The organism is Pseudomonas sp. MYb541, from assembly GCF_037479595.1.
Classification (GTDB): domain Bacteria; phylum Pseudomonadota; class Gammaproteobacteria; order Pseudomonadales; family Pseudomonadaceae; genus Aquipseudomonas; species Aquipseudomonas canadensis.
Map to the genome: position 1 here is coordinate 111,923 of NZ_JBBGYS010000006.1, position 25,558 is coordinate 137,480.

A 25,558-nucleotide genomic window follows, 5' to 3' on the forward strand; every position below is an offset into this window, starting at 1 on the left:
GACTCATGCTCTACACTCTTGGACGATTGCCTGGGACGCCTCAGGAGCCGTCATGGGCATTCGCTGTACAAGAGAGCCGTTTAGCCGGCTTCATAAAAAAAACAAATGTCGAGGAAGTATTGATGCGCATCGTTCCCCATATTCTGGGCGCAGCTATCGCTGCTGCTCTGATCAGCACTCCAGTTTTCGCCGCCGAACTCACCGGCACGCTGAAGAAGATCAACGAATCCGGCACCATCACTCTCGCTCACCGCGACAGCTCCATTCCCTTTTCCTACATCGCGGATGGTTCGGGCAAACCCGTGGGCTACTCCCACGACATTCAGTTGGCCGTCGTCGAACAACTGAAAAAAGACCTGAACAAACCCGATCTGAAGGCCAAGTACAACCTGGTGACTTCGCAAACCCGTATTCCGCTGATCCAGAACGGCACTGCGGACCTCGAGTGCGGTTCCACCACCAACAACGCCGAACGCGCCCAGCAAGTTGATTTCACCGTCAACATCTTCGAAATCGGCACCCGTCTGCTGGTCAAGAAAGACAAGGATGGCAAGCCGAGCTACGCCGACTTCGCTGACCTGAAAGGCAAGAACGTCGTGACCACCGCTGGCACCACGTCCGAGCGCATCATCAAAGCGATGAACGCCGACAAGCAAATGGGCATGAACGTCATCTCCGCCAAAGACCACGGCGAATCCTTCCAGATGCTGGAAAGCGGCCGCGCCGTTGCCTTCATGATGGACGACGCCCTGCTGGCCGGTGAAGAAGCCAAGGCCAAGAAGCCGGGCGACTGGGTCATCACTGGTACTCCGCAATCCTTCGAAGCCTACGCGTGCATGGTGCGTAAAGACGACCCAGCCTTCAAGAAAGCGGTCGATGACGCCATCGTTGCCCTGTACAAATCAGGCGAAATCAACAAGATCTACAGCAAGTGGTTCGAGAGCCCGATCCCACCAAAAGGCCTGAACCTGAACTTCCCGATGAGCGACAAGGTGAAGGAGCTGATCGCCAACCCAAGCGACAAGCCAGCGCCTGACGTAAAAATCTGATACCTGACTAAGCTTATCTCCTGAGGGAGCCACCCTCCCTCAGGCGTCTGTTACTACCTGCTGGCTTTATTTTGGAACACTCGACCTGGCGGTTTTCGAGCCGATCGCGTGTGCCTGGCGTTCTCCGTCAGGCGGGAAAGGATCTTCCCCAAGCGGGTGCTTGTACATCGATCGACTTCGAGGGGAGACCCTAATGAATTACAACTGGGACTGGGGCGTGTTCTTCAAGTCCACTGGCGTGGGCAGCGAGACTTATCTCGACTGGTACATCGCCGGCTTGGGCTGGACCATCGCCATCGCTGTCGTGGCATGGATTATCGCCTTGCTGCTGGGGTCCATTCTGGGCGTCATGCGCACCGTGCCAAACCGCATCGTATCGGGCATCGCGACCTGCTACGTGGAACTGTTTCGTAACGTGCCGCTGCTGGTTCAGCTGTTCATCTGGTACTTCCTGGTACCTGACATGCTGCCGCAGAACCTGCAGGACTGGTACAAACAAGACCTCAACCCGACCACCTCGGCCTACCTGAGCGTTGTCGTGTGCCTGGGCCTGTTCACCGCCGCCCGTGTGTGTGAGCAAGTGCGTACTGGCATCCAGGCGCTGCCACGCGGCCAGGAATCCGCCGCGCGCGCCATGGGCTTCAAGCTGCCACAGATCTACTGGAACGTGCTGCTGCCACAGGCCTACCGGATCATCATTCCGCCGCTCACCTCGGAATTCCTCAACGTCTTCAAGAACTCCTCCGTGGCGTCCTTGATCGGCCTGATGGAACTGCTGGCGCAAACCAAACAGACCGCCGAGTTCTCGGCCAACCTGTTTGAAGCCTTCACCCTGGCCACGTTGATCTACTTCACCCTGAACATGAGCCTGATGCTGCTTATGCGCCTGGTCGAGAAGAAAGTCGCAGTGCCCGGCCTGATCTCCGTGGGGGGTAAATAATGGACTTCGATTTCAGCGGCATCATCCCCGCTATCCCAGGCCTGTGGAACGGCATGGTCATGACCTTGCAGTTGATGGTCATGGGCGTGGTCGGCGGCATTGCGCTGGGTACGGTCCTGGCGCTGATGCGCCTGTCGTCCAGCAAACTGCTGTCGCGCGTTGCCGGCGCTTATGTGAACTACTTCCGCTCGATACCGCTGTTGCTGGTAATCACCTGGTTCTACCTGGCGGTACCGTTCGTGTTGCGCTGGATCACCGGCGAAGACACGCCGATCGGTGCGTTCACCTCGTGCGTCGTGGCCTTCATGATGTTCGAAGCCGCGTACTTCTGCGAAATCGTGCGGGCCGGCGTGCAGTCGATCCCCAAAGGCCAGATGGCGGCGGCACAGGCAATGGGCATGACCTATGGCCAGACCATGCGCCTGATCATCCTGCCCCAGGCGTTCCGCAAGATGACCCCGTTGCTGCTGCAACAGTCGATCATCCTGTTCCAGGATACCTCGCTGGTCTACACCGTGGGCCTGGTGGACTTCCTCAACTCCGCCCGCTCCAACGGCGACATCATCGGCCGCTCCAACGAGTTCCTGATCTTTGCCGGTGTCGTCTACTTCATCATCAGCTTTTCCGCCTCGCTGCTGGTCAAGCGTCTGCAAAAAAGGTTTGCCGTATGATCTCTATCAAGAACATCAACAAGTGGTATGGCGACTTCCAGGTGCTGACCGATTGCAGCACTGAGGTTAAAAAAGGCGAAGTGATCGTGGTGTGCGGGCCGTCCGGTTCGGGCAAATCCACCCTGATCAAGTGCGTCAACGCGCTGGAGCCGTTCCAGAAGGGCGACATCGTGGTCGACGGCACCTCCATCGCCGACCCGAAGACCAACCTGCCGAAACTGCGTTCGCGCGTGGGCATGGTGTTCCAGCACTTCGAGCTGTTCCCGCACCTGACCATCACCGAGAACCTGACCATCGCGCAGATCAAGGTGCTCGGCCGCAGCAAGGAAGAAGCCACCAAGAAAGGCCTGCAACTGCTCGACCGCGTCGGCCTGTCGGCACACGCCCACAAGCACCCTGGCCAACTCTCCGGCGGTCAGCAACAACGCGTGGCGATTGCCCGCGCCCTGGCCATGGACCCGATCGTCATGCTGTTCGATGAACCAACCTCGGCCCTCGACCCGGAAATGGTCAACGAAGTACTCGACGTGATGGTGCAACTGGCCCACGAAGGCATGACCATGATGTGCGTGACCCACGAAATGGGCTTCGCCCGCAAAGTGGCCGACCGCGTGATCTTCATGGACGCCGGCAAGATCATCGAAGACTGCCCGAAAGAAGAATTCTTCGGCGACATCAGCGCCCGCTCCGAACGCGCGCAGCACTTCCTTGAGAAAATCCTGCAGCACTAAGCACTACATAGCGCCAACTGTGGAAACCGGGCCAATGTGGCAGGGGCTTGCCCCCTCCCACATTGGACCGCACAGGCTGGCAGCTCTGGTTGACCCAAGGCATCTGTGATGAAATGCGACCCCAACCAATTTCGCGCCGCACCGCCATCACTTGCCGTGAAACCACGTCTGATCCGCCAACTGTTCCTGCCGCCGTTGATCATCGCCCTGATGATCGGCCTGGGTTATATCGGCTTCTGGATCAGTGAGTACTATGGCATCCGCACCCTCAGCGACACCGGCGAACGCCAGCTGGAGCTGCATGCCCGCACCGTCGAAAGTGAACTGAGCAAATACACCTACCTGCCCAGCCTGCTGGAACTGGAGTCCAGCGTCTCCACGCTGCTGGCCGACCCGAACCAGGAAACCCGCAAGACCGTCAACGATTACCTCGAAGGCCTGAACCGACGCAGTCGCAGTCGGGCCATCTACGTGATGGACACCACTGGCCGCGTGCTGGCCACCAGTAACTGGCGCGATGCTGACAGTTACCAGGGTGAAGACCTGTCCTTCCGTGCTTATTTCCAGAACGCCGTGCGTGGCCAGCCTGGCCGTTTCTACGGCATCGGCAGCACCAATGGCGAACCCGGCTACTACCTGGCACACGGCCTGGAAGAGCACGGCAAGATCATCGGCGTCGCCGTAGTCAAAGTGCGCCTCGAAGCCCTCGAAGAGCGCTGGCAGCGTGCACGCCTCGAAGCCTTTGTGAGCGACGAGAACGGCATCATCATCCTTTCCAGCGACCCGGCCCGCCGCCTCAAGGCCGTGCGCCCGCTGAGCGATGACACCAAGGACCGCCTGGCCCACAGCCTGCAATATTACTGGGCGACGTTGAACGAGCTGGAACCCCTGGCCCGCGAGCGTCTCAACGAAGGCACCGAGAAACTGACCTTCCCGGCCAACAGTGAAGTGGTCAACGACGAGCACGAAGTCAGCTACCTGGCGCAAACCCGCCCGCTGAATGACACACCGTGGAATTTTACCCTGCTCACGCCGCTCAACGACCTGCGCCGCGCCGCGATCAACCAGGGCATTCTGGTGGCCGTTGCGTTTGGCTTGGTCGCATTTTTGCTGATCGCCTGGAATGAGCGGCGCAAGGTCATCGCCACCCGCCTCGCCGCCCGTGAAGCCTTGCAAGAAGCCAACAGCCAGTTGGAACGGCGAATTGCCGAACGCACCGCCGACCTGCGCGCCAGCAACGAACGGCTCAAGGGCCAGATCCGTGAACGACGCCAGGCCGAAGAAACGCTGCGTCGCGCCCAGGATGAGCTGGTGCAGGCCGGCAAACTGGCCGCTATCGGCCAGATGTCCACCAGCATTGCCCATGAATTGAACCAACCACTGGCAGCGCTGCGCACCTTGTCCGGCAATACCGTGCGCTTCCTTGAGCGCGGTGCCCTGGACACCGCCAGCGCCAACCTCAAGACCATCAACGAACTGATCGACCGCATGGGCCGCATCACCGCCAGCCTGCGTTCCTTCGCCCGGCGCGGCGACGATCAGGGCGAAGCCAGCCTGGCCAAAGCGGTCGACGCGGCTTTCCAGGTTCTCGGCGCACGCATGGACAGCCTGCCACTGACCCTGCACCGCGACTTTTCCCACGCCCAATTGCAAATCGATCAGACGCGCCTGGAGCAGATCCTCGTCAACCTGATCGGCAATGCCCTCGACGCCATGCAAGCCCAACCGGCTCCCGAACTGTGGCTGGACGGCAGCAGCAGCGAGGGCAAATACCGCCTGCACGTGCGCGACAATGGCCACGGCATCGACCCCGAGGCGCGCAAGCATTTGTTCGAACCGTTCTTCACCACCAAGCCCGGCGAGCAAGGCCTGGGCCTGGGCCTGACGCTGTCCGCCAGCCTCGCGGCGGCCACCGGCGGCAACCTTGCCGTGGAGCACCCGGCCAGTGGTGGAACGGCCTTTGTCTTGTGCCTGCCGTTGGCGGGCGCTCAAAAAGCTGAGTCGACATGAATACAGACGCTAAAGCCATTAAAGACGAACTCACGGTGCTGATCGTCGAAGACGATCCTCATGTGCTGCTCGGCTGCCAGCAGGCGCTGGCCCTGGAAGACATTCCCAGCGTCGGCGTGGGCAGCGCCGAAGAGGCGTTGAAGCGCATCAGCGAGAACTTCGCCGGCATCGTGATCAGCGACATCCGCTTGCCAGGCATTGACGGCCTGGAGTTGCTCACCCGCCTCAAGGCCCTGGATAAAAGCCTGCCGGTGGTGCTGATCACCGGGCATGGCGATATCTCCATGGCTGTCGGCGCCATGCGCAACGGCGCCTATGACTTCATGGAAAAACCCTTCTCCCCCGAACGCCTGGTCGACGTGGCGCGCCGCGCCCTGGAACAGCGTGGGCTGGCGCGGGAAGTCTGGTCGCTGCGCCGCCAATTGGCCGAGCGCGATTCGCTGGAAGGCCGCATCATCGGCCGTTCGCCGGCCATGCAAAACCTGCGCGAGCTGATCGCCAATGTCGCCGACACCTCGGCCAACGTGCTGATCGAAGGCGAGACCGGCACCGGCAAGGAACTGGTTGCGCGCTGCCTGCATGATTTCAGCCGGCGCCACGCCCACCAGTTCGTTGCCCTGAACTGCGGCGGCCTGCCGGAGAACCTGTTCGAAAGCGAGATTTTCGGCCACGAAGCCAACGCCTTTACCGGTGCCGGCAAGCGTCGCATCGGCAAGATCGAACACGCCCACGAAGGCACGTTGTTCCTCGATGAAGTGGAAAGCATGCCGATCAACCTGCAGATCAAACTGTTACGGGTGTTGCAGGAACGCACTCTGGAGCGCCTGGGTTCGAACCAGAGCGTGGCCGTGGATTGCCGGGTGATCGCCGCCACCAAGTCGGACCTTGATGAACTGAGCCGTGCCAATCAGTTCCGTAGCGACTTGTACTATCGCCTCAACGTAGTGACGCTGGAACTGCCACCGTTGCGCGAGCGCCGCGAAGACATCCTGCAACTGTTCGAACACTTCCTGCAGCAGTCGTCGCTGCGTTTTGACCGCAGTGTTCCGGAGCTGGACAACCAGACCCTGTCGAGCCTGATGAGCCACGACTGGCCGGGCAACGTGCGTGAACTGCGCAATGTCGCCGAACGCTTCGCCTTGGGCCTGCCGGCCTTCAAGAAAAGCGGCTCCAGCAGCGGCAGCCAAGGCCTGGCCTTCACCGAAGCGGTGGAAGCATTCGAGCGCAACCTGCTCAATGATGCCTTGCAACGCAGCGGCGGCAACCTGACCCAGGCCAGCCAGGAACTGGGGATGGCCAAGACCACGCTGTTCGACAAAGTCAAAAAATACGGGTTGAGCCACTGATGGATCTGGTATTGAAGGCCGCCCTGGGCGCGGCCGTGGTGTTGATTCTGGCCGCGCTGGCCAAGACCAAGAATTATTACATCGCAGGCCTGGTGCCGTTGTTTCCGACCTTTGCGTTGATCGCCCACTACATCGTCGGCAAAGGCCGTTCGGTGGACGACTTGAAGACCACGATCCTGTTCGGAATGTGGTCGATCATTCCGTACTTCGTGTACCTGGCGACGTTGTATGTGATGGTGGATCGGATGCGGTTGGAGGCTTCGTTGGCTGTGGCGGCCGTAGCGTGGTTGATGGCCGCGACGGTGTTGGTCACGGTATGGGTGCGTCTTCATACCTGACACACCACAACTCAAATGTGGGAGGGGGCTTGCCCCCGATGGCGGTGTATCAGATACAGAAAAGCTGTCTGACCCACTGCAATCGGGGGCAAGCCCCCTCCCACATTTTTAATCCGAGTGGGGTCAGCGCACGATTTTGTCGACCTGGATACCCAGCTTTTTCAGGCGATACCAGAAGCTGCGCTCCGATATCCCGATCTTCGCTGCCGCCGCTGCCTGCACGCCGTTGCTCTCCTGCAACGCCGCGAGTATGTAGGCCTTCTCCACCTCCGCCAGCGCCGCATCCAGGTCCTGGGGAATACCCGGCCCGTCGCTGAGGATCGCCGTCACATCGCCTTCACTCGGCTTGGACGCAAACAGGTAACCCGGCAAGTCGATGTCTTCGATCACCGGCGACGCCGCCACGATGGTCGCGCGTTCTACGCAGTTCTGCAGTTCCCGGATGTTGCCCGGCCAGTGATACGCCGCCATGGCCTGCAACGCCTCTGGGCTGAAGCCAGTGATACGTTTGCCGGCCGTGGCGCTGAGTGTCTGGGCGAAGTGACGGGCCAGGGGTGCGATGTCTTCCACCCGTTCGCGCAAGGCCGGCAGGGGAATCGGGAACACGTTGAGGCGGTAGTACAGGTCTTCGCGAAATTCCTTGTTGGCGACTGCCTCCAGCAGGTTCTTGTTGGTGGCGGCGATCACTCGCACGTCCACTTTGCGTTCACGGGGATCGCCCACCGGTTCGATCACCCGTTCCTGCAACGCACGCAGGATCTTGGCCTGCAACGCCAGGGGCATATCACCCACTTCATCGAGAAACAGCGTGCCCTTGTCCGCCTGCTGGAAGCGCCCTACCCGGTCGGCCACGGCGCCGGTAAACGCGCCTTTGCGATGGCCGAACATTTCGCTTTCCAGCAACCCTTCCGGGATCGCCGCACAATTGACCGCCACGAAGGGTTTGTCAGCGCGGCTGCCATGCTTGTGGATGGCACGGGCGACCATTTCCTTGCCGGTGCCACTCTCGCCGGTCAGCAGGATGGTAGCGCTGCTGTCGCGCACCGAGTCCACCGCTTGCAGCACTTTGCGAAACGCCGGGCTGTCGCCCACCAGGCTGTCGAACTGGGCGTGTTCGTCCAGCTCGGCACGCATGCGCGCGTTGTCGCGCATGATGTCGCGAAATTGCAGGGCCTTGGCCACCGTGATGTCCAGCTCGTCGATATCAAACGGCTTGGCGATGTAGTCGTAGGCGCCGTTGCGCATCGACTGCACGGCGTTTTTCACCGTGCTGTAGGCGGTCATCACGATCACCGGCACATGGGGGTAGCGCACCTTGATCTCGGCCAGCAGCGCCGGCCCGTCCATGCCCGGCATGCGCCAATCACTGATCACCAGGTCGATGTCTTCCTGCTCCAGCACCTTGAGCGCGTGCAGGCCGTTGCCGGCGATAAACACCTGCACATCGTTCTGGCCCAGGGCCGACGCCAGCAGGTCGCAGAGCTTGGGTTCGTCGTCGACTACCAGAATGTTATGCGTCATGACTGTCCTCTTCGTCTTCGCCACTCGCCGGAATGTACAGGCTGAAGGTGGCGCCGGCATCTTTCTCACTGGCACATTCGATGCTGCCGTCGTGACTTTCCATGATCGAATAGACTTTGGCCAGGCCCAAGCCGGTGCCCGACGCCTTGGTGGTGACGAATGGCGTGAAGATACGTTCGACCATTTCCGCCGCAATGCCCTGGCCGGTGTCAGTGATGCTGATCAGCGTATTCTCGCCCACGGTACGAATGCCCAAGGTCAGGCGTCCGCCCTCGGGCATCGCGTCGATGGCGTTGAGAATCAGGTTCAGGCACGCCTGCTTGAGCTGCTTGGCATCCGCGTAGAGGGTCGCCCCCGGCGCCTGGTCATCGACGTGTGCGTCGATGTTATGGGTGGCCAATTCCGGTCCGCAGAAGCCGAGGATTTCCTCCACCAATGGGCGCGCAGGCTGCACCACGCGCAACGGAGGGTTGGGCTTGGCAAAGTCGAGAAATTCGGTGATCAGGTCGTTGATGCGGCTGACTTCGCTGATCACGTATTCCAGGTGACGCTTATCAGTTTCCGCCAGGTCAGCGCGACGATGCAGCAACTGTGTCGCCGTCTTGATGATCCCCAGCGGGTTGCGGATCTCGTGGGCCAGGCCCATGGCGACTTCACCCAGGGCGTGCAGGCGATCACGCCGGCGCAACTGGGCTTCGAGGTGATGCAACTCGCCCAGGCGTTCGGTCATATGGTTGAAGGTGCTGCTCAACTGCGCCAGTTCGTCGCCGCCGCTGACCACCACGCGGTGCGCGTAATCGCCGGAAATCACCGCATTTACGCCTTGGGACAGGTCGCGCAACGGCTTGGTCAGGCGCCGCGACACCAACACCCCCGCCGCCAACGACAGTGCTGAACTGAGCAGGAAGATCAGCACAAACAGATTGCTCTGGTTCACCAGCCCCACCAGGCTGGTATGGCGCAACAGGCCGCTGAAAATCACGCCTTGCAAGTCACCGGCATCGTTGAAGATCGGCCAGTACAAACCGCTGTAGTTGCTGGTGAACTGCTCGCTGGGCTGCTTGGTGGCGCGCATCGCGGTTTCGATGTTCTTGGGGATACGCGACGGGTGATCCTCGAAGCGTTGGGTCGAGAATATTTCGGAGAACCCGCCGGGATTGGCCAGGTACAGGCGCAGGTCGAGGGAGTGCACATCGGCCACGCTGGTGAGGAAACTGCTGTCCAGGTAAGTCCCGACCAGCAACTCGTAATCGACGCCGTCCTGTGAGGTCTCGAAGGTCGAGACCACAATGCCGGTGGACGCGCCCCCCACCTGTACGGTCTGCAACACGGTGTTTTTGGCCAAACTGATCTGCTTGACGATGTCGGCGGCGGCGGTACTGAACACGATTTTCTGGTCACTGGTGCGGATCAGCGCGACGACGTCGATATCGGTGGCATCGGCTATGTCGGCGGTCAGCCGGTCGTGTTTGGCCGCTTGCTTGCTCGCAGGCGGGCTGGTGTAGCGCAGAAACAACTTGGCCATGCGCGCGTTGTCGTGAAGGATGTCGCCAATCTCGTCCTTGACGATCTTGGTCGACTCTTGCAGCCAGATGCGCACGTTGCTGTCGAAGATCTGCGACAGCGTAGTGGCGGCCAACTCCGCCGCGATCATGGTCGGAATCACGCTGACCAACCAGAACGCCAGCACCAGCTTGCGCTGGACGCTCCAGCGCGAAATGGCAAAGGGGCGGGCTTTCTGGCGGGTCTTGGTGATCATCAGGTTTCGCTTATCGCAGCAGCCATGGCAGGGTCGGAACGATCCGGTCGAATAAACAGTTTTACAAGCTTGAGCAGGCCGTTGACCAGCCGGTTGCGGTGGCGGAAAAACACGCTGTTGCCCTGGAACTCGCAGCCCAGGCGCAGCTTACTGGCATACCCGGCCTGGCCGCACTCATACACGGCAATATTGTGTTGAATACAGTAGTCCACATTGGTCAGCCAGCTACGGAAGTACAGGTTGTAGTCGCGGGTGAACGCCACGTCATGCCCGAAAAACTTGTCCACCAGCCGGTGTTCGTCCACCAGGATCAGGTTGAACGCCACCAGTTGCTCGTCCACCCAGTAAAGAACACAGACCGCCCGCTCATCAAGCCGTTCCAGCACTCCGGTGAAGTAGCCGGCGGGCAGCCGCTCGAACTGCAGCTCGGCACGCGTGAGCGTGGCTTCGTACAGGCGCATGACCTCGGGCAGCACGTCGTCGATAGTGCGCCGCCACTCCACTCGCGGCCCCGGCGCGCGCAGTTTGCGGCGCAGGTCCTTGCGCGTGGATTTGCCCAGGGAGCCCAGGTAGGCGTCCACCGAGCCGTAGGGCAGCGGCAACACGCCCGTGGGCAAGCTCGGCATGCTCTGGAAGCCCGCCGCGCGGCAACTCTCGATCCAATGCGGGTCTTTGCTCGGCGCATCCTTGACCGCCACCAAGCCGATACCAAAGTCATCGGCATCCTGGCGCGCAGCTTCCAACAGGTGCTTGAGCAGCAGCGGGCGGCGCACATCCGCCACACCGCTGGCAAAGCCGACGTCGCAGCGTTCGGCCACCGGCGAACCGAGGGCGTACAGCCCCAGTTGCAAAAGCCCCGGCCACAGTCGTTCCACACGCTCGGTCAAGCGCTTGCCGGCGCCCGACACCGTGGTGTCGAGGCGATAATGGGTGATGAACGCCGCGGCCACAGCCACCAGCGTTCCATCTTCGTAAACCGCCAGGTAACGCCACTGGAAATCACTGATGGCGGCGTTTTCCACGGCGACGTAATAGTCCCAGTCCTCCAGGGCTCCCGGGAAACAGTCGTTCCAGGCACTGCGCTGGATGGCCCGGATGGTCGGGAAGGCTTGGGTGGTAATCACTTCGGTCCCTTATTTCTGTAGTGAGCGGGCTTGTCGAATCGTCGCACCGCCCGCGCTGGGGGGCGAAGCCGCCCCATTTCCGGAGCTGAGTTTTTCCAGTTAAACCGCAATTGCAGTTTTTAGGGCGGCTTCGCCACCCAGCGCGGGCGATGCGGCGACCCGACAAGCCCGCTCACTACATAGAGCTCGCTCGCTGATGAACTCCGCGCTCAACTCGATCACCCGGCGGTATTGCAAATCGACGGTGATCATGTGGTAGCAGTTGTCCAGCAGGATCTTGGTCACCGGGCCACCGAGGTGGCGTTCCACATAGTCAGCGTTCCAACGGCTGGTGATGTCGTCCTCGATGGAGTGCAACACCAGCGCCGGCACCTTGATCGACGGCATGCGTTTTTTGACCTCGGCGTTCATCCAGTGCAATTCGCGTACGGTCACGCCTTCCATCGTCAACAAGCCCGCTTCGCTGCTCTCACCTTCTTTCATCTGTCGTTCAACGATGGCGCGCAGGCGTTCGTTCTTGATGCCGTAAGGTGGTTTTTCGGTAAACCGGAACAGGCGCACGCCAAAAGGAATGCGGATCAGCAGCGGCGTGATGAACGCCATTTTGTTGATGCTCCAACCGTCGTACTTGAGCGTGGTGGAGTACATCAATAACCCGGCGACCTGGCCCGGATGCTCCGAGGCCAGGTACATCGACATCACCGCGCCCATGGACAAGCCACCGACGAACACCTGTTCGTGGCGCTGTTTCACACCGACGAAGGTCTTGCGCACGCCTTCGTACCAGTCGCGCCAGCCTGTGGCCTGCAGGTCGCTGTTGTCACCGCAGTGCCCGGCCAGGGTGGGCACGTACACCGTGCAATTGCCCACCTTGGCCAGGCCCTTGGCAACCTGGCGCAATTCCGTCGGGGTGCCGGTCAGGCCGTGGATCAACAGGATCCCGACCGGACCATCACCGAGAACGAAACCGGCAGTACCCTCACCGAGGTCGATCTCTGTTGTGTTCACCGGTTGGTCGCTCGCACCAGCAGTTGCTCAAGCAGCTTCAGGCCCAGTTCGATTTCCGGGTAGCTGATTTCCAGGGACGGTGCCAGGGTGATCACGTTCTTGTAGTAACCGCCCACGTCGAGGATCAGGCCGAGTTTCTGGCCGTCCACCACCATGTCGCCCTTCATGCCTTCTTCAACCATGTAGTCCAGGGTCGCCTTGTCCGGCGTGAAACCATCCGGGCCGCAGATTTCGCAGCGCAGGGCCAAGCCCAGGCCGTCGACGTCGCCGATGATCGGGAAACGTTTCTGCAGGTCTTGCAGGCCTTCGAGGAAAAACTTGCCCTTGGCCATGACCATCGCGCCGTAGTCGACTTCGTTGGTCATCTTGAACATTTCCAGGCCCACCGCCGTGCCCAACGGGTTGGAGGCGAAGGTGGAGTGAGTCGAGCCTGGCGGGAAGATCTTCGGGTTGATCAACTCTTCACGGGCCCAGATGCCGCCCAGTGGGTTGAGGCCGTTGGTCAGCGCCTTGCCGAAGACGATCACGTCCGGTTGCACGTCGAAGTGTTCGATCGACCATAGTTTGCCGGTACGATAGAAACCCATCTGGATTTCGTCGGAGACCATCAGGATGCCGTGCTGATCCAGTACGTGCTTCAACTCACGGTAGAAGTTCATCGGCGGGATCACATAGCCGCCGGTGCCCTGGATCGGCTCGACGTAGAACGCGGCGTATTCGCTGGAACCGACTTTCGGATCCCACACACCGTTGTACTCGGTCTCGAACAGGCGGGCGAATTGCTGCACGCAGTGGCTGCCGTACTCTTCCTTGGTCATGCCTTTAGGGCCACGGAAGTGGTACGGGAACGGGATGAACTGCGCGCGCTCGCCGAAGTGGCCATAACGACGACGGTAGCGGTAGCTGGAAGTGATCGACGACGCGCCGAGCGTACGCCCGTGATAGCCGCCTTCGAAGGCGAACATCAGGCTCTTGCCGTTGGTGGCGTTACGCACGACCTTCAGGGAGTCTTCGATGGACTGCGAACCGCCGACGTTGAAGTGCACGCGACCGTCGAGGCCGAATTTCTTCTTGGCGTCGACCGCGATCATTTCGGACAGCTCGATCTTGCCTTTGTGCAGGTACTGGCTGGCGATTTGCGGCAGGGTGTCGATCTGCTGTTTCAGTGCATTGTTCAGGCGTGGGTTGGCGTAGCCGAAGTTGACCGCCGAGTACCACATTTGCAGGTCGAGGTAGGCCTGGTCTTCGGTGTCCCACACGTAGGAGCCTTCGCAACGGCTGAAAATGCGCGGCGGCTCGATGTAGTGAACGGTGTCGCCGTAGGAGCAGTATTTGGCTTCTTTATCCAGAAGGATCTGGTCTTCGGCGGTAGCGATACGGATATCAGACATGGTGGAAGAGTTCCTGATTTTCGTTAGACAGGCTGTCAGCAGCAAAGGAGGTGGCGTTGGCGGCGATGCCTTGCGGCAGTCGGGCCAGCAGCGCAGGCAGTTCGGCAAAGGTGTCGAAACGTGCGTGAGGAATGTTGTTGGCTTCGCAGTACTTGGCGAGGCTGCCTTTGGCGAACACGAAGTCAGCGGTGGAAGCCACGCACATGTCGGACTTGCCGTCGCCGATCACCAGCACGCGCTTGTTGCGCGGCGTGGACTTGCACTTGCAGTTGCCGGAGGCGGCACGGCAGGCATCACTGGCGTACGGGAAGTCGATGCGCCAGCTGTTCTGGTCGACCTGGCGCAGGCGGTTGGCGAGGATCGGCAGCAAGGTCACGTAGTTGCGTGAAAGGATCCGCGCGATACCCTGCTCGATGCCGTCGCTGACCACTTCGATGGAAGCGCCCAGGCCGATTACGTGATCGACGAAGTCCGGGAAGTCCGGGTCGATCTCGACGCTGTCGAAATACGCCAGCAATTCGGAGGGAGTCGCCTTGATCAGCGCCAGTTGGCGGCTCAGGCATTCGCGTGAACCGATATGCCCATCCAGCCATTCCTGTTCGATGGTTTCCCACTCGGGGCCGGCGAAGCGTTGGAGGACGTTGTCGATGACATCGGTGGGGGTAATGGTCCCGTCGAAGTCACACACGATATGCCACTGGATCATCGTTGTTTACCTTGGAGGAGCGCGCTGTGTGCGCTTGCAACAAGGTGTAGAGCAGGGAGTGTGCCAACTGGCCACCGCCCAGCAGGGCTGGGGCTTTGCCTGGCACGGCCGGCGATTTGTGTCGCAGGAGCTACAATTTTTGTAGCTTGCTACAAACAAGATGAGTGCTTGCGTGGAAAGGATGCTTTGCGCGTTCATGCGCGCATATTCAATCAAGGAACTGTGACCATGTTGAGGATCACATGCGCTGCATTCGCCGGTTTGCTTGGCCTGTGGAGCTATTCAAACGCTGCCGTGGCCGAGGGCATCACCGGTGAAGTGGGCGCGGGCGTCAGCTACCAACCTCATGACCCTACCGGCAGCCGCTACGAAACGCGGCCCGTTCCCTATTTCGACCTGGACTGGGGCGATGTCAGCCTGAGCACCGATGACGGCTTGACCTGGAGCGCGCTCAGCACCCAAGGCCTGACCGCCGGCCCCTATATCAATTACCTGTCGGGGCGCACGTCGAATGGCGATCTGCAGGGCCTGCGCAATGTGTCGGACATGGCGGAAGTCGGTGGTTTCATCCAATACGCCCCGGCTGATTTCTGGCGGGTCTACGCGCAACTGGGTCAAGCCGTGGGCGGTGGGCATTCACAGAGCGGTACCCTGGGCAAAGTCGGCGGCGAACTGGGCTACCCCCTGGGGGGCGGGATCATCGGCAGCAGCGGCCTGGTCGCGCATTTCGCAGATGCGCGCCAGACCAACACGTTTTTCGGCGTAGACGACAACGAGGCCGCTGCCACGGGCTTTCGCCCCTACAACGCCAGCGGCGGCTTCCAGAACCTGACGCTGACCCAGAGTTTCGAGTTTCCCCTGGCGGCTAAATGGTCATTGCTGACCAGCGCCAGTTGGGTTCACCTGGTGGGCTCGGCGGCCGACAGCAGCATCGTCCGGCAGACCGGCGAAGTGAACCAGGGCCAGGTGCAAACAGCCATCAGCTACACGTTCGACTAGGTTGGTCTGGGGTTTGCAATGAGGCTCTGGAATCCATTTTTCCAGGACACTCTTCATGGCTCGCCCCGCTTACCGCCTGTTGCATCATTCGCTGTGGGACCTGATCCCCATCGCCCTGGGCCTGGCGCATTTCGCCTTTGTCATCTGGCTGGTCACCGCGTTCCACAGCCTGAGCTGGTGGGCGCTCGTGCCCCTGGCGCTGGTCTATGCGATCAGCCTGTCGTGGAGCATCAACAGCATCTCCCACAACCAGATCCACAACGCCTACTTCAGCCATCGTGCGATGAACCGGGCGTTCGATCTGCTGCTGTCGGTGACCATCGGCTTTTCCCAGACGCTCTACCGCGACATCCATAACCGCCATCACCGTGGCAACGCCGACCTGCCTGGCCCGGACGGTAAAACCATCGACCCGCTGTCGATCTACCAGCGCGGCCACAATGGCCAGCCGGAAAACCCGTGGGCTTACACTTTCCTGAGTTTTTTCCGCGACGATCCCAAGCCGTTCTACGACGAGATGAAGCGCAAGCGCCCGGCGGATGCGCGCTGGGTCAAGGTCGAGATCGGCGTGACGGTGGCGTTTTATATCGCCTTGGCCTTCTACAACTGGCAGGCGGTGCTGTGGCTGTTGCCGTTCTGGTACCTGGGCCAGTGCCTGTCATCGCTCAACGGCTACTACGAACATTTCGGCGGCAACCCGGACCTGCCGATTGCCTGGGGGGTGAGCTCCTACAGCGTGCTGTACAACCTGATCTGGATGAACAACGGCTACCACGCCGAGCACCACTACCGGCCCAAGATGCACTGGACCAAGGTAAAGGCGTTTCATCGGGAGATTGCCGAGCAACAGAGTGAGGCGGGGGTGAAGCAGCTTCCAGTGTCACACGGGTTGGGCTTTCTGGTGGCGCACAGAAAACCCTGACTCGCTACTAACCCCTGTGGTGAGCAGGCTTGCCCTGCGCGAGGCAAGCTCGCTCACCACAAAAATCAAACCAGACCAAAGTGATCAGTTTTCTTCGCCTTCGGCCAGCAGGGCGATGCCGCCGATAATCACCGCCACCCCCACCCAGTGCAGCGGGCTGATATGTTCCCCCAGCCCCAGCCACGACCCCAGCAACACCACCACAAACACCAGTGAACTCAGCGGAAACGCCAGGGACAGGCTGCTGCGTCGCAGGATCAGCATCCACACGAAAAACGCCCCGATGTAGCTGGCGATAGCCGCCAGAATCCCAGGGTTACGCGCCACGTCCGCCAGCCACTGCCAGCTCAAATCCATCTGCCCCAGTTGATCCCCGGCCACTTTGGTAAACAGTTGGCCGGCGCTTTCGGTACAGATCAACAAGGCCCACAGCACCACCGTGCCGAGGCGCCCGTGCAACCATCCGTTATTCATAATCTGCGTACTCATGCCTGACTCCCTGCAATCGCTACCAACATCACGCCTAAAGTAATCACCAGCGTGCCCAACCAACGGCGGCGGCTGACGGTTTCGCCCAGCACCACCTTGCCCGCCAGCACCACGCCGCAATAGGCCAGCGCGGCAGCCGGAAACAGCAGGCTCAACGGCGCACGGGACAAGGCTTCGAGCCATACGAAGAACTCGACCGCATAGGCGCCGATCCCGGCCCACAACAACGGCGCATTGAACACCTGGCCCCAGAACGCATTCAGGCGAAAACCACCGTCCAACTCGGGCAAACGGTCGAGGCCGATCTTGAAACACAACTGGCCGATCACATCGAGCACGATGGAAAACGCCACCAGCAACACCACGGTCAACGTCACGGGAACAGCTCCTCAAACAGGTCGATCAGGGCTTCATTGGTGGCGGCGTTGCGCTGCAGATCTTCGACGCTCCAGCGCTCGGGCGGCGGCTGGTCGGATTTAGCCTCCCAACGCTTGAACGCGTTGCTGAAGGCTGGCGTGGCGAACTCGCCGCACACGTCGATGCCGATGATGCGTTTACGCGCTGCCAAGGCCCGCAAGGCTTGCAGCAGATGGGTCAGGCGCATGCCGCCCTGGTCCCAGTTGGTGGCCGCGTCTTCGCTGGCGAGCACGTCTTTGTCGATGGTGATCCAGATCGCTTCGGTGGGCAGGCTGGTGATCATCTGCTCCAGGAAGGCCGCCCAGTCCAGCTCGGCCAGGTTGCGCCAATACAGGTGGTTTTCCTGCTGCTGGTGACCGGCGCCGTCCCCTACCCGGCCCCAGACTTTCGACGGCGGATGCTGCCAGGGGAACAACTGCAAGTGCCCGCGCTTGAGGGCACCGAGGTTGCCACCGCGCAACTGCGGATTGTGCAGGTCGTCGCTGCACGGGCCGAGGGTGACGATGCGCTTGATCGCCGGCATCTTCAGCGCGCGGTTGACCCACGAACCACAGTGGCGCTTGGGCGCAAAGCGTACCCAGTCGGGGTGGTTGTCGAAGTGGATCAGGCTGATGGGCTCTTTCAAATCGGCGAGAAAGGCCGGCGTGAGGTGGTGATAGTCGCCGGAGCCGACAAACAGGATTTCCGGCCGCGCATCGGTGGGCCGGGGCCGTTGGGCCAGGCGTTCGGCGAAGCGTTTCCAGGTTTTTTCGGTGGACCACAGGCGCAGCTTGGGGCCCAGGTCCAGCAGGTCGATACGCGTGGCACGGCCGCTGGCCAGACGCCGGGCAATCGGTGCCTGGCCGGTGAGGCTGTGGTCGAGGTCAAGAATGTTCAAGGCAGTGTCCCCTAAGGCTTTAGGGGGTCAATGCAAGGGACGGGCCAGCACTTATTTCAAGAACATTTTGACCTGCGTTCGGTTTTAATTTTTGGCGTCGCTGATGATCTGGCGGATCGCCCCTGCAAAGGCTTCCGCCGGCTGACCGCCGCTGACGGCGTACTGGTCGTTGAAGACGATGGTCGGCACCGAGGTCACGCCACGGGAGATCCACAGCTGCTCTTGCTCGCGTACTTCAGCGGCGTATTCATCGGAGGCGAGAATCTCGGCCGCACGCTTGATGTCCAGGCCGACGCTTTCGGCGATGATCGCCAGGGTGGCGTGGTCGGACGGGTCCTGCCCATCCGTGAAGTAGGCCTTGAACAGCGCTTCCTTGAGGTTGTACTGCAAGCCTTCCAGACCGGCCCAATGCAGCAGGCGGTGTGCGTCGAAGGTGTTGTAGATGCGGCTCTGGCCATCGGTGCGAAAGGCAAAGCCCAGCTCGGCGCCCATGTCGCGGATGCGCGCACGGTTGGCCTGGGATTCTTCAGCGGTGGAGCCGTATTTCTCGGTGATGTGCTCGACGATGTTCTGACCGATGGCAGGCATGTTCGGGTTCAGCTCGAACGGCTGGAAATGGATCTCGGCCTGCACTTCGGCGCCAAGCTGGTCGAGGGCTTCGGTCAGGCCGCGCAGGCCGATGATGCACCAGGGGCAGGACACGTCGCTGACGAAATCGATTTTCAGGGGAGTACTCATGACAGGCAACCTCGCAGGCGCAAATGGGCCACAAAGGTTGCACGATACACCAATGTCACAACACCTTCGAAGGCTCGCCCAGGTCAATCTGCGCCCAGTGCGCCGCGTCTTCACGATGGGCTTGCAGGTACGGCAGCACCGCCGTCAACAGCGGCGCCTTGAACGCTTCCTGGAAACGATGGGCCATGCCGGGGATCAGTTTCAACTGGCTGCCCTGGATATGCGCCGCCAGGTGTACACCGTGCATGACCGGCAACAGCGGGTCGGCGGTGCCGTGCACCACCAGAGTTGGCACGCGCAGTTGGTTGAGCAAGGGCACGCGGCTGGGTTCGGCGAGGATCGCCATGATCTGGCGCTTCACGCCGTCTGGGTTGAAGGCGCGGTCGTAGGACAGCGCCGCCTGGCGCAACAGCGCCTGGCGATCATCCGTCACATTCGGGCTGCCCAGGGCCGCCAGCAAATCGGCTTGCTGCTCCAGGGCCACTTCACGGTTCGGTGCGCTGCGCCGCGACAGCAGTTGTACCAACGCCGCATTCGGCGCCGGCAAGCCTTCGGCACCGGAGCTGGTCATGATCAGCGTAAGGCTCTCGACCCGCTGCGGCGCCATCGCCGCCAGGTGCTGGGCGATCATGCCGCCCATGCTCGCGCCCAGCACGTGAAATTGCTGGATCTGCAACGCGTCCATCAAGCCGATGGCGTCGTCGGCCATGTCGGTCAGCGTGTAGGGCGCCGCCACCGGCAGGCCGAGCTTGTAGCGCAGCACTTCAAAGGTCAGGTTGGCGTTGGCAGGCGCCTGGCGCCAGGTGGACAGGCCAACGTCACGGTTGTCGTAACGGATCACCCGGAAACCCTGTTGGCACAGGGCGACCACCACTTCATCCGGCCAGTGGATCAATTGCCCGCCCAGGCCCATCACCAGCAGCAACGCAGGATCAGACGCACGGCCGATGCTCTGGTAGGCAATGCTTACCTGAGCCAGGTCGACCGTTTGGGTCGGGACATTGACGTCACATCGAGAAGCCGCAAAGGACGGCAGGCCGAACAACAGAGCGGCCAGTAAAAACAACACGCGCATGAAAAACACCGAAACGCAGAACCCCAGTAGAGCGCGAGTCTGATGAAGTTTGTTCAAGCGCGCTGCCACAGTTGCATGACAGTTTGATGAAGAGTGCTCAGCGGTCATTGTCGACCTCCTTATCGACAGGCATGCCAACATGAGACAAACTCACGCCATTCGAATTCATCACAAATTGTATTCATGGAGAGCCCGTGCTCGAGATCCGTCACCTCAAGACCCTGCACGCCCTGCGCGAAGCCGACAGCCTGGTCGAAGCCGCCGAGCGCCTGCATTTGACGCAGTCGGCCCTGTCGCACCAGTTCAAAGAGCTGGAAGAGCGCTTGGGCATGCCGTTGTTCGTGCGCAAGACCAAGCCGCTGCGCTTCACCAGTGCCGGCCTGCGCCTGTTGCAACTGGCCGACGCCACCCTGCCGCTGCTGCGCGGCGCCGAGCGCGACATTGCAAGGTTGGCCGGCGGCACTGCCGGACGCTTGCACATGGCAATCGAATGCCATAGCTGCTTCCAGTGGCTGATGCCGACCATCGACCAGTTCCGCGATGCCTGGCCGGAAGTCGAATTGGACCTGGCCTCCGGTTTCGCCTTCGCCCCGCTGCCAGCGCTAGCCCGTGGCGACCTGGACCTGGTGGTGACCTCCGACCCGCTGGAACTGCCAGGCATCACCTATGTACCGCTGTTCACCTACGAAGCCATGCTCGCGGTCGCCAACCAGCATGCGCTGGCGAACAAGGCGTACATCGTGCCGGATGACTTGCTGACCGAAACCCTGATCACCTACCCGGTGGAACGCGACCGCCTGGACATTTTCACCCGCTTTCTCGAACCCGCCGATGTGGAACCGGCTCAAGTGCGCACGTCCGAGCTGTCGGTGATGATGATGCAACTGGTGGCCAGCGGCCGTGGCGTGTGCGGCATGCCCCATTGGGCGCTGCATGAGTACAGCTCGCGTGGCTACGTGAAGGCCAAGCGCCTGGGTGAGAAAGGTTTGTTTGCCACCTTGTACGCGGGTATTCGTGCGGACATGCTGGATGCGCCCTACATGCGTGACTTCCTGCTGACGGCCAAGGACACGTCGTTTTCCACCTTGGATGGGGTCAGCGCGGTGCGCTAAACCGCGACCTCGCGCCACATGTGGATCTTATCGAAGTAATCCACACCGACTCGCACCGCCAGCGGCTCCAGGCCGTACTGGATGAAGCCGCAGCGCTGGTACAGGGCAAACGCGGCTTCATTGCCGGCGGTGACCGTCAGCTGGATCACTTTGAGGCGCGGCTGTGTGCGCGCTTCGTCGAGTGCCGCTTCCACCAACTGACGGCCCAAGCCTTTTTGTTGGTGGTCCGCATTCACGTACATGCCGAACAGGGTCACCTTGTGCCGCGCTTTTTCTCGCGGCTCAAAGGCCAGACCGACAATGCCGGCCAACTCATCCCCGTCAAACGCACCGAGCAGGCAATCCAACGGGCTGCTCAAGCGTTTTTCCCACCAGCCCAGCGGCATCGCCGCACGCTCCGCCACGCTGGAGGTAAATGCCTGGGGATAGGCGCCATAGGCCTCCAGCATCAACGCCCGATACGCTTCGGCGTCGCTGGCCGCCAGCGTGCGAATGATCATGCCGTCAGCGAGGCGCGGTAAAACGGCAGGATCAGATCACGCGTCAGCGGGGCCAGTTGCAGGCCGCCATCTCCGGCCGGGTCGATCCAGCGCACTTCTTCAATCTCGGCGGCAGGCGTGACCGCTACATCGATCTGCACCTGGAACAGCTCGGCTTCCACGGTGAAACCTGGCTCGTTTACGGCCGGCGCAGAAAATTTTCCCAGGTAGACCGCAGCACTCGGCTCGATACGCAGGTTCAGTTCTTCGTGCAGCTCACGGGCCAAGGCCTCGGCAGGCTGCTCGCCAGCATCGATCTTGCCGCCAGGTTGCATGAAGGCCTGGGTGCCGCGCTTACGCACCAGCAAGGTTTGGCCGTCAGCGCCGATCAGGAGGGCGGCGGCGATGCGAATAGTGGAAATGCTCATGAAAGGTTCGCTGTCTCTTCGGGTAGTTTGATGAATATGGTGTATTTCGCGCCCTCCATCGACTCGAACGCAATCAGCTTGTCCACCAACGGCAGGTTCAGCACTTTGCCGGCGTTGAGCAGCAGCATGCCGTTATCGGCGTTGAGATTGCGCGCCAGGACCATGCCGGCTTCCAGTTCACGGGTGGTCAGGGCCTTGACCGAGGGATCACCCAGCGTCACATCACTGAGAAACGCGGCGCAGGCCTGGACAAAGTCTTCGACCAGCTCTGGATCATAGAGGCGCCCGGCGTACTTTCGGATGTACAGCAAAGCCTCGTCGCTGTTCATCTGCCGCTCAAGGATCAGGCCTTTTTGCAGTTCGATAAAGTCCACCGCCAACTTCAGCAGTCGCGAACCGAAGGGTATCGCATCGCCCTTGAGGTGATCGGGAAAACCGCTGCCATCCCAGCGTTCCTGGTGATGACGGATGATCCGCGCCGCGTCCTTCATCGGTTCCAGGGTCATCAGCAGGGATTCGCTCTGGCTCGGATAGCCTCGGTATTGTTCACGGTCACTGCTGTGCAACTTATCGGCGGCGGCAACCAACAGGCTGTCGCTCCAACTGAGCTTGCCGATGTTGTAGAGCGCGGCGGCCATGGTCAGGTCGCGCGTAGCGGCTTCGTCCATGGACTGGGCAGCACAATAGACGCGGACCAACTCGATCAATTGGCGGTTGGTCTGCTTGTTCTTGGGCAGGCGCAAGTTGGCCAGCAACGAAAAGACTTCGGTGCCTGTCACGTAGCTGCGTTTGAGTTCTTCGTAGGCCAGGTCGAGCATGTCGGCGGTTTGCTGCAACTCGGAGGTGCGCGCCACCACGCGTTTTTCCAGGGTGGTATTCAATATCTTGAGCTGATCGTTCTGCACCCGGGTCAGGCGTTCAAGCCGTTGGTGCTCAAGGGCCTGCTGCAGGATCAACTTGAGTTCGTCGTCATTCCAGGGCTTGCCGATGTAGCGGTGGATCTGCCCTTCGTTGATCGCCTTGATGATCGTCGGCAAGTCGGCATAACCGGTCAGCAGGATGCGGCTGGTGGTGGGGTACAGGCGGTGGACTTCGGCCAGTAACTGCGCCCCGTCCATACCCGGCATGCGCGCATCGCTCATGATCAGGTCGACGGGCTGCGCCGCCATGATTTCCAGCGCCTGGGCGCCACTACCGGCCAGCACCACATCAAAGGGCTGGCCGCGCAGCAAGCGGCGCAGGCTGTTGAGGATCGACTCTTCATCGTCGACCAGCAAAACGGTGGGTCTTGTCGCGGTATGTTCATCCATGCCTGCTGCGCCTTCAAATTAAACCAAATCGAGCTAAATTCAACCTCTGTGCCAAGCTGTCTTCCCTTGCTCAACGCGCGGGGTCGATTTGACGCCAACTGGCCCCCGATATCAAGGCCGCTCGACTATGCTGTCACATTAGGCTGTATCCGCCTCAGCAGTGGAATCAGGGAAGGAGTCGTTATGCCGTCGGACCTTTTATCGGTACGGAGCGCCCCATGAGTGCGGACTCGGCACGGGCCAACCGGCGCATTCTGATCGTCGATGACACGGCCTCGATCCACCAGGACTTTCGCAAGATCCTCTGCGCCGATCCCAATGGCGAACCGTCGCTGGAGAGCCTGGAAGAAACCCTGTTCGGCACCACCCCCAAAGCGCGCCAGGCCTACGAGCTGGACTCCGCCTACCAGGGCCAGGAAGCGTTGGCCCTAGTGAACAAGGCGCTGGCCGACCAGGCACCGTATGCCCTGGCCTTCATCGACATGCGCATGCCACCTGGCTGGGACGGCCTGCAAACCATCGAACAGTTGTGGGAGGTCGATCCCCGCCTGCAGATCGCGCTGTGCACGGCTTACTCCGATTACTCCTTCGAGGCCATCGAAGCGCGGCTCAAATACAACGACCAACTGCTGATCCTGAAAAAGCCCTTCGATCACCTGGAAATTCGCCAGATGGCCAGCGCCCTGACCTGGAAATGGCAGCTCGCCCAGGACATCGCGCTCAAAGTGATTGGCCTGGAACGAACCATCGAGGAGCGCGTGCAGGAGCTGCTCAAGGTCTCGCACCTGCTCCAGTATGACGCGTTGACAGAACTGCCCAACAGCACGCTGCTCGGCGACCGGCTGACCCAGGCAATTGCCCTGGGCCGACGGCATGACACCCAGTTGGCGGTGATATTCATCGGGCTGGACCGTTTCAAGCGTATCAACAATGCCTTGGGCTATCCGGTGGGCGACGAGGTGCTCCAGCAGGTCAGCCAAAGCCTGGTGGCGGCAGTGCGTAAATCGGACTCGGTATTTCGCTACGGTTCCGACGAATTCGTGATCCTGCTGCAGGATGTGCAGCATCCCCAACAATCCCAGCACGTTGCTCAAAAAATACTTAATGCCGTCAGCGCTACCCGCCATGTCGCAGGGCATGACCTGAGCATCACCGCCAGCCTGGGCATCAGTATTTACCCCAATGACAGTGGCACGGCGGTGGAGTTGATCAAACACGCCGAAACCGCCATGCACACCAGTAAAGAGCGGGGTTCCGACTGTTTCAGTTTTTACACCGATGACATGAACCACCGCGCCCAGCATCGACAAAACCTGGAAAGCGCGATACGCCAGGCCCTCGAGCGCGAGGAGTTTGAACTGCACTACCAGCCGAAGCTGGACTTGAAATCCGGGCGAATCGTCGGTGCGGAAGCCCTGATCCGCTGGTTCCAGCCGCGCTCGGGTTGGGTCAGCCCGGCCGACTTCATCCCGGTCGCCGAAGACAGTGGCTTGATTGTGCGCCTGACCCAATGGGTACTGCGCCAGGCCTGTGAACAGGCGCAAGCCTGGCGCGCCATGGGCCTGGCGCCGTTGTGCATATCGGTGAACATCTCGGCCATCGACTTTCGCCAGCGGGATTTTGTCGACAATCTTGCCACCCTCCTCAAGCAAACCGGTCTGCCGCCGACACAGTTGGAACTAGAGATCACCGAAAGCGTGCTGATGCAGAATGTCGACGAAACTGTCGAGATCCTTAACAGAATCAAGGCGATGGGCGTGCGGCTGGCCCTGGATGATTTCGGTACGGGTTACTCCAGCCTGAGTTATCTGCGCCGTTTTCCCATCGATGTGCTGAAAATCGACCAGTCATTCGTTCACGGCCTGAAGGTCAATAGCCAGGACGAACAACTGATCAGCGCTATCATCGGCATGGGCAAGAGCCTGGACCTGAATATCATCGCCGAAGGCGTGGAAACCGTCGAACAACTGAAATTCCTGCAAACCCAGCGGTGCGAAGAGGGCCAGGGCTATCTGTTCAGCAAGGCCGTGCCGTCGAAGGACTTCGCCCGGTTGCTGCAAGCGGGTAGCGCCACTCTGATGCCCGACCAGTAGCCTTATGCTTGCAAGGAGTGCTCGC

The 25,558-nt window shown here is 60.9% G+C and carries 25 protein-coding genes; 11 read left to right on the top strand and 14 right to left on the bottom strand.

Annotated elements, in window-relative coordinates; translation table 11 throughout:
- Positions 1-122 precede the first annotated feature (122 nt).
- The 7 genes from WH299_RS05800 to WH299_RS05830 all read left to right on the top strand — a co-directional run bounded on the left by WH299_RS05800 (position 123) and on the right by WH299_RS05830 (position 7,085).
- On the top strand, positions 123-1,049 hold the full coding sequence (locus tag WH299_RS05800; RefSeq protein WP_122724036.1) for a glutamate/aspartate ABC transporter substrate-binding protein: 927 nt from the start codon (positions 123-125) through the stop codon (positions 1,047-1,049).
- Between the two features lie 193 nt (positions 1,050-1,242).
- Positions 1,243-1,989: an amino acid ABC transporter permease gene (locus WH299_RS05805; RefSeq protein ID WP_010212762.1), complete on the top strand. Its 747-nt coding sequence runs from the start codon at positions 1,243-1,245 to the stop codon at positions 1,987-1,989.
- Complete coding sequence (locus tag WH299_RS05810; protein WP_010212763.1) at positions 1,989-2,660, top strand: amino acid ABC transporter permease; 672 nt, start codon at positions 1,989-1,991, stop codon at positions 2,658-2,660. The genes WH299_RS05805 and WH299_RS05810 overlap by 1 nt, the downstream gene beginning before the upstream one ends.
- Entirely contained in the window at positions 2,657-3,391 is a 735-nt protein-coding gene (locus tag WH299_RS05815; protein ID WP_003188952.1) for an amino acid ABC transporter ATP-binding protein, read from the top strand. Before WH299_RS05810 ends, WH299_RS05815 begins: the two co-directional genes overlap by 4 nt.
- 108 nt (positions 3,392-3,499) lie before the next feature.
- Positions 3,500-5,401 (top strand): sensor histidine kinase, encoded by a 1,902-nt coding sequence (locus WH299_RS05820; protein ID WP_339549833.1) that lies wholly within the window; start codon positions 3,500-3,502, stop codon positions 5,399-5,401.
- Complete coding sequence (locus WH299_RS05825) at positions 5,398-6,747, top strand: sigma-54-dependent transcriptional regulator (RefSeq protein WP_032864516.1); 1,350 nt, start codon at positions 5,398-5,400, stop codon at positions 6,745-6,747. Before WH299_RS05820 ends, WH299_RS05825 begins: the two co-directional genes overlap by 4 nt.
- Positions 6,747-7,085, top strand: a complete 339-nt coding sequence (locus WH299_RS05830) for a GlpM family protein (protein WP_122724032.1) — start codon at positions 6,747-6,749, stop codon at positions 7,083-7,085. The genes WH299_RS05825 and WH299_RS05830 overlap by 1 nt, the downstream gene beginning before the upstream one ends.
- A 123-nt stretch (positions 7,086-7,208) precedes the next feature.
- On the opposite strand, the gene WH299_RS05835 is transcribed toward WH299_RS05830, so the two are convergent.
- From WH299_RS05835 to WH299_RS05860, 6 genes are all read right to left on the bottom strand, one after another.
- Positions 7,209-8,606 (bottom strand): sigma-54-dependent transcriptional regulator, encoded by a 1,398-nt coding sequence (locus tag WH299_RS05835; RefSeq protein ID WP_126569898.1) that lies wholly within the window; start codon positions 8,604-8,606, stop codon positions 7,209-7,211.
- Positions 8,596-10,365, bottom strand: coding sequence for a sensor histidine kinase (locus WH299_RS05840; protein WP_123474691.1), 1,770 nt, complete (start codon positions 10,363-10,365; stop codon positions 8,596-8,598). Before WH299_RS05840 ends, WH299_RS05835 begins: the two co-directional genes overlap by 11 nt.
- Positions 10,365-11,489: a GNAT family N-acetyltransferase gene (locus WH299_RS05845; RefSeq protein ID WP_122724027.1), complete on the bottom strand. Its 1,125-nt coding sequence runs from the start codon at positions 11,487-11,489 to the stop codon at positions 10,365-10,367. The genes WH299_RS05840 and WH299_RS05845 overlap by 1 nt, the downstream gene beginning before the upstream one ends.
- Positions 11,490-11,588: 99 nt before the next feature.
- The gene (locus WH299_RS05850) at positions 11,589-12,497 is read right to left on the bottom strand and encodes an alpha/beta hydrolase (protein WP_339549834.1); all 909 of its coding nucleotides are present in this window, start codon (positions 12,495-12,497) and stop codon (positions 11,589-11,591) included.
- The gene (locus WH299_RS05855) at positions 12,494-13,888 is read right to left on the bottom strand and encodes an aspartate aminotransferase family protein (RefSeq protein ID WP_016977483.1); all 1,395 of its coding nucleotides are present in this window, start codon (positions 13,886-13,888) and stop codon (positions 12,494-12,496) included. The genes WH299_RS05850 and WH299_RS05855 overlap by 4 nt, the downstream gene beginning before the upstream one ends.
- Positions 13,881-14,594, bottom strand: a complete 714-nt coding sequence (locus tag WH299_RS05860; RefSeq protein WP_122724023.1) for an MtnX-like HAD-IB family phosphatase — start codon at positions 14,592-14,594, stop codon at positions 13,881-13,883. The genes WH299_RS05855 and WH299_RS05860 overlap by 8 nt, the downstream gene beginning before the upstream one ends.
- Before the next feature lie 228 nt (positions 14,595-14,822).
- Between WH299_RS05860 and WH299_RS05865 the strand changes: the two genes are divergently transcribed.
- Positions 14,823-15,593, top strand: a complete 771-nt coding sequence (locus WH299_RS05865) for a MipA/OmpV family protein (RefSeq protein WP_123474695.1) — start codon at positions 14,823-14,825, stop codon at positions 15,591-15,593.
- A 55-nt stretch (positions 15,594-15,648) separates the two neighbouring features.
- Positions 15,649-16,515, top strand: a complete 867-nt coding sequence (locus WH299_RS05870; RefSeq protein ID WP_339549836.1) for a fatty acid desaturase family protein — start codon at positions 15,649-15,651, stop codon at positions 16,513-16,515.
- An 84-nt stretch (positions 16,516-16,599) separates the two neighbouring features.
- Here WH299_RS05870 and WH299_RS05875 read toward each other — a convergent pair whose 3' ends face one another.
- From WH299_RS05875 to WH299_RS05895, 5 genes are all read right to left on the bottom strand, one after another.
- On the bottom strand, positions 16,600-17,004 hold the full coding sequence (locus WH299_RS05875; RefSeq protein ID WP_126569885.1) for an EamA family transporter: 405 nt from the start codon (positions 17,002-17,004) through the stop codon (positions 16,600-16,602).
- Positions 17,001-17,381: a transporter gene (locus WH299_RS05880; RefSeq protein ID WP_016977488.1), complete on the bottom strand. Its 381-nt coding sequence runs from the start codon at positions 17,379-17,381 to the stop codon at positions 17,001-17,003. Before WH299_RS05880 ends, WH299_RS05875 begins: the two co-directional genes overlap by 4 nt.
- On the bottom strand, positions 17,378-18,298 hold the full coding sequence (locus WH299_RS05885) for an arginase (RefSeq protein ID WP_123474697.1): 921 nt from the start codon (positions 18,296-18,298) through the stop codon (positions 17,378-17,380). The genes WH299_RS05880 and WH299_RS05885 overlap by 4 nt, the downstream gene beginning before the upstream one ends.
- 84 nt (positions 18,299-18,382) lie before the next feature.
- Complete coding sequence (locus tag WH299_RS05890) at positions 18,383-19,036, bottom strand: DsbA family oxidoreductase (protein ID WP_339549837.1); 654 nt, start codon at positions 19,034-19,036, stop codon at positions 18,383-18,385.
- Positions 19,037-19,091: 55 nt separating this feature from the next.
- Positions 19,092-20,111 carry an alpha/beta fold hydrolase gene (locus WH299_RS05895; RefSeq protein ID WP_339549862.1) on the bottom strand — a complete coding sequence of 340 codons (1,020 nt, stop codon included), beginning with the start codon at positions 20,109-20,111 and terminating at the stop codon, positions 19,092-19,094.
- 194 nt (positions 20,112-20,305) lie between these two features.
- Here WH299_RS05895 and metR point away from each other — a divergent pair, with 194 nt between their 5' ends.
- Positions 20,306-21,223, top strand: coding sequence for a transcriptional regulator MetR (gene metR, locus WH299_RS05900; RefSeq protein ID WP_028619038.1), 918 nt, complete (start codon positions 20,306-20,308; stop codon positions 21,221-21,223).
- On the opposite strand, the gene WH299_RS05905 is transcribed toward metR, so the two are convergent.
- The 3 genes from WH299_RS05905 to WH299_RS05915 are packed head-to-tail and all read right to left on the bottom strand — an operon-like array spanning position 21,220 to position 23,440.
- Positions 21,220-21,723 (bottom strand): GNAT family N-acetyltransferase, encoded by a 504-nt coding sequence (locus WH299_RS05905; RefSeq protein ID WP_068936993.1) that lies wholly within the window; start codon positions 21,721-21,723, stop codon positions 21,220-21,222. The two genes, metR and WH299_RS05905, sit on opposite strands and share 4 nt — an antisense overlap.
- Positions 21,720-22,130: an NUDIX hydrolase gene (locus tag WH299_RS05910; protein WP_122724009.1), complete on the bottom strand. Its 411-nt coding sequence runs from the start codon at positions 22,128-22,130 to the stop codon at positions 21,720-21,722. The genes WH299_RS05905 and WH299_RS05910 overlap by 4 nt, the downstream gene beginning before the upstream one ends.
- Positions 22,127-23,440, bottom strand: a complete 1,314-nt coding sequence (locus WH299_RS05915; protein ID WP_339499220.1) for an HD domain-containing phosphohydrolase — start codon at positions 23,438-23,440, stop codon at positions 22,127-22,129. The genes WH299_RS05910 and WH299_RS05915 overlap by 4 nt, the downstream gene beginning before the upstream one ends.
- A gap of 218 nt (positions 23,441-23,658) precedes the next feature.
- Between WH299_RS05915 and WH299_RS05920 the strand changes: the two genes are divergently transcribed.
- Positions 23,659-25,533: a putative bifunctional diguanylate cyclase/phosphodiesterase gene (locus WH299_RS05920; RefSeq protein WP_339549838.1), complete on the top strand. Its 1,875-nt coding sequence runs from the start codon at positions 23,659-23,661 to the stop codon at positions 25,531-25,533.
- Positions 25,534-25,558 lie beyond the last annotated feature (25 nt).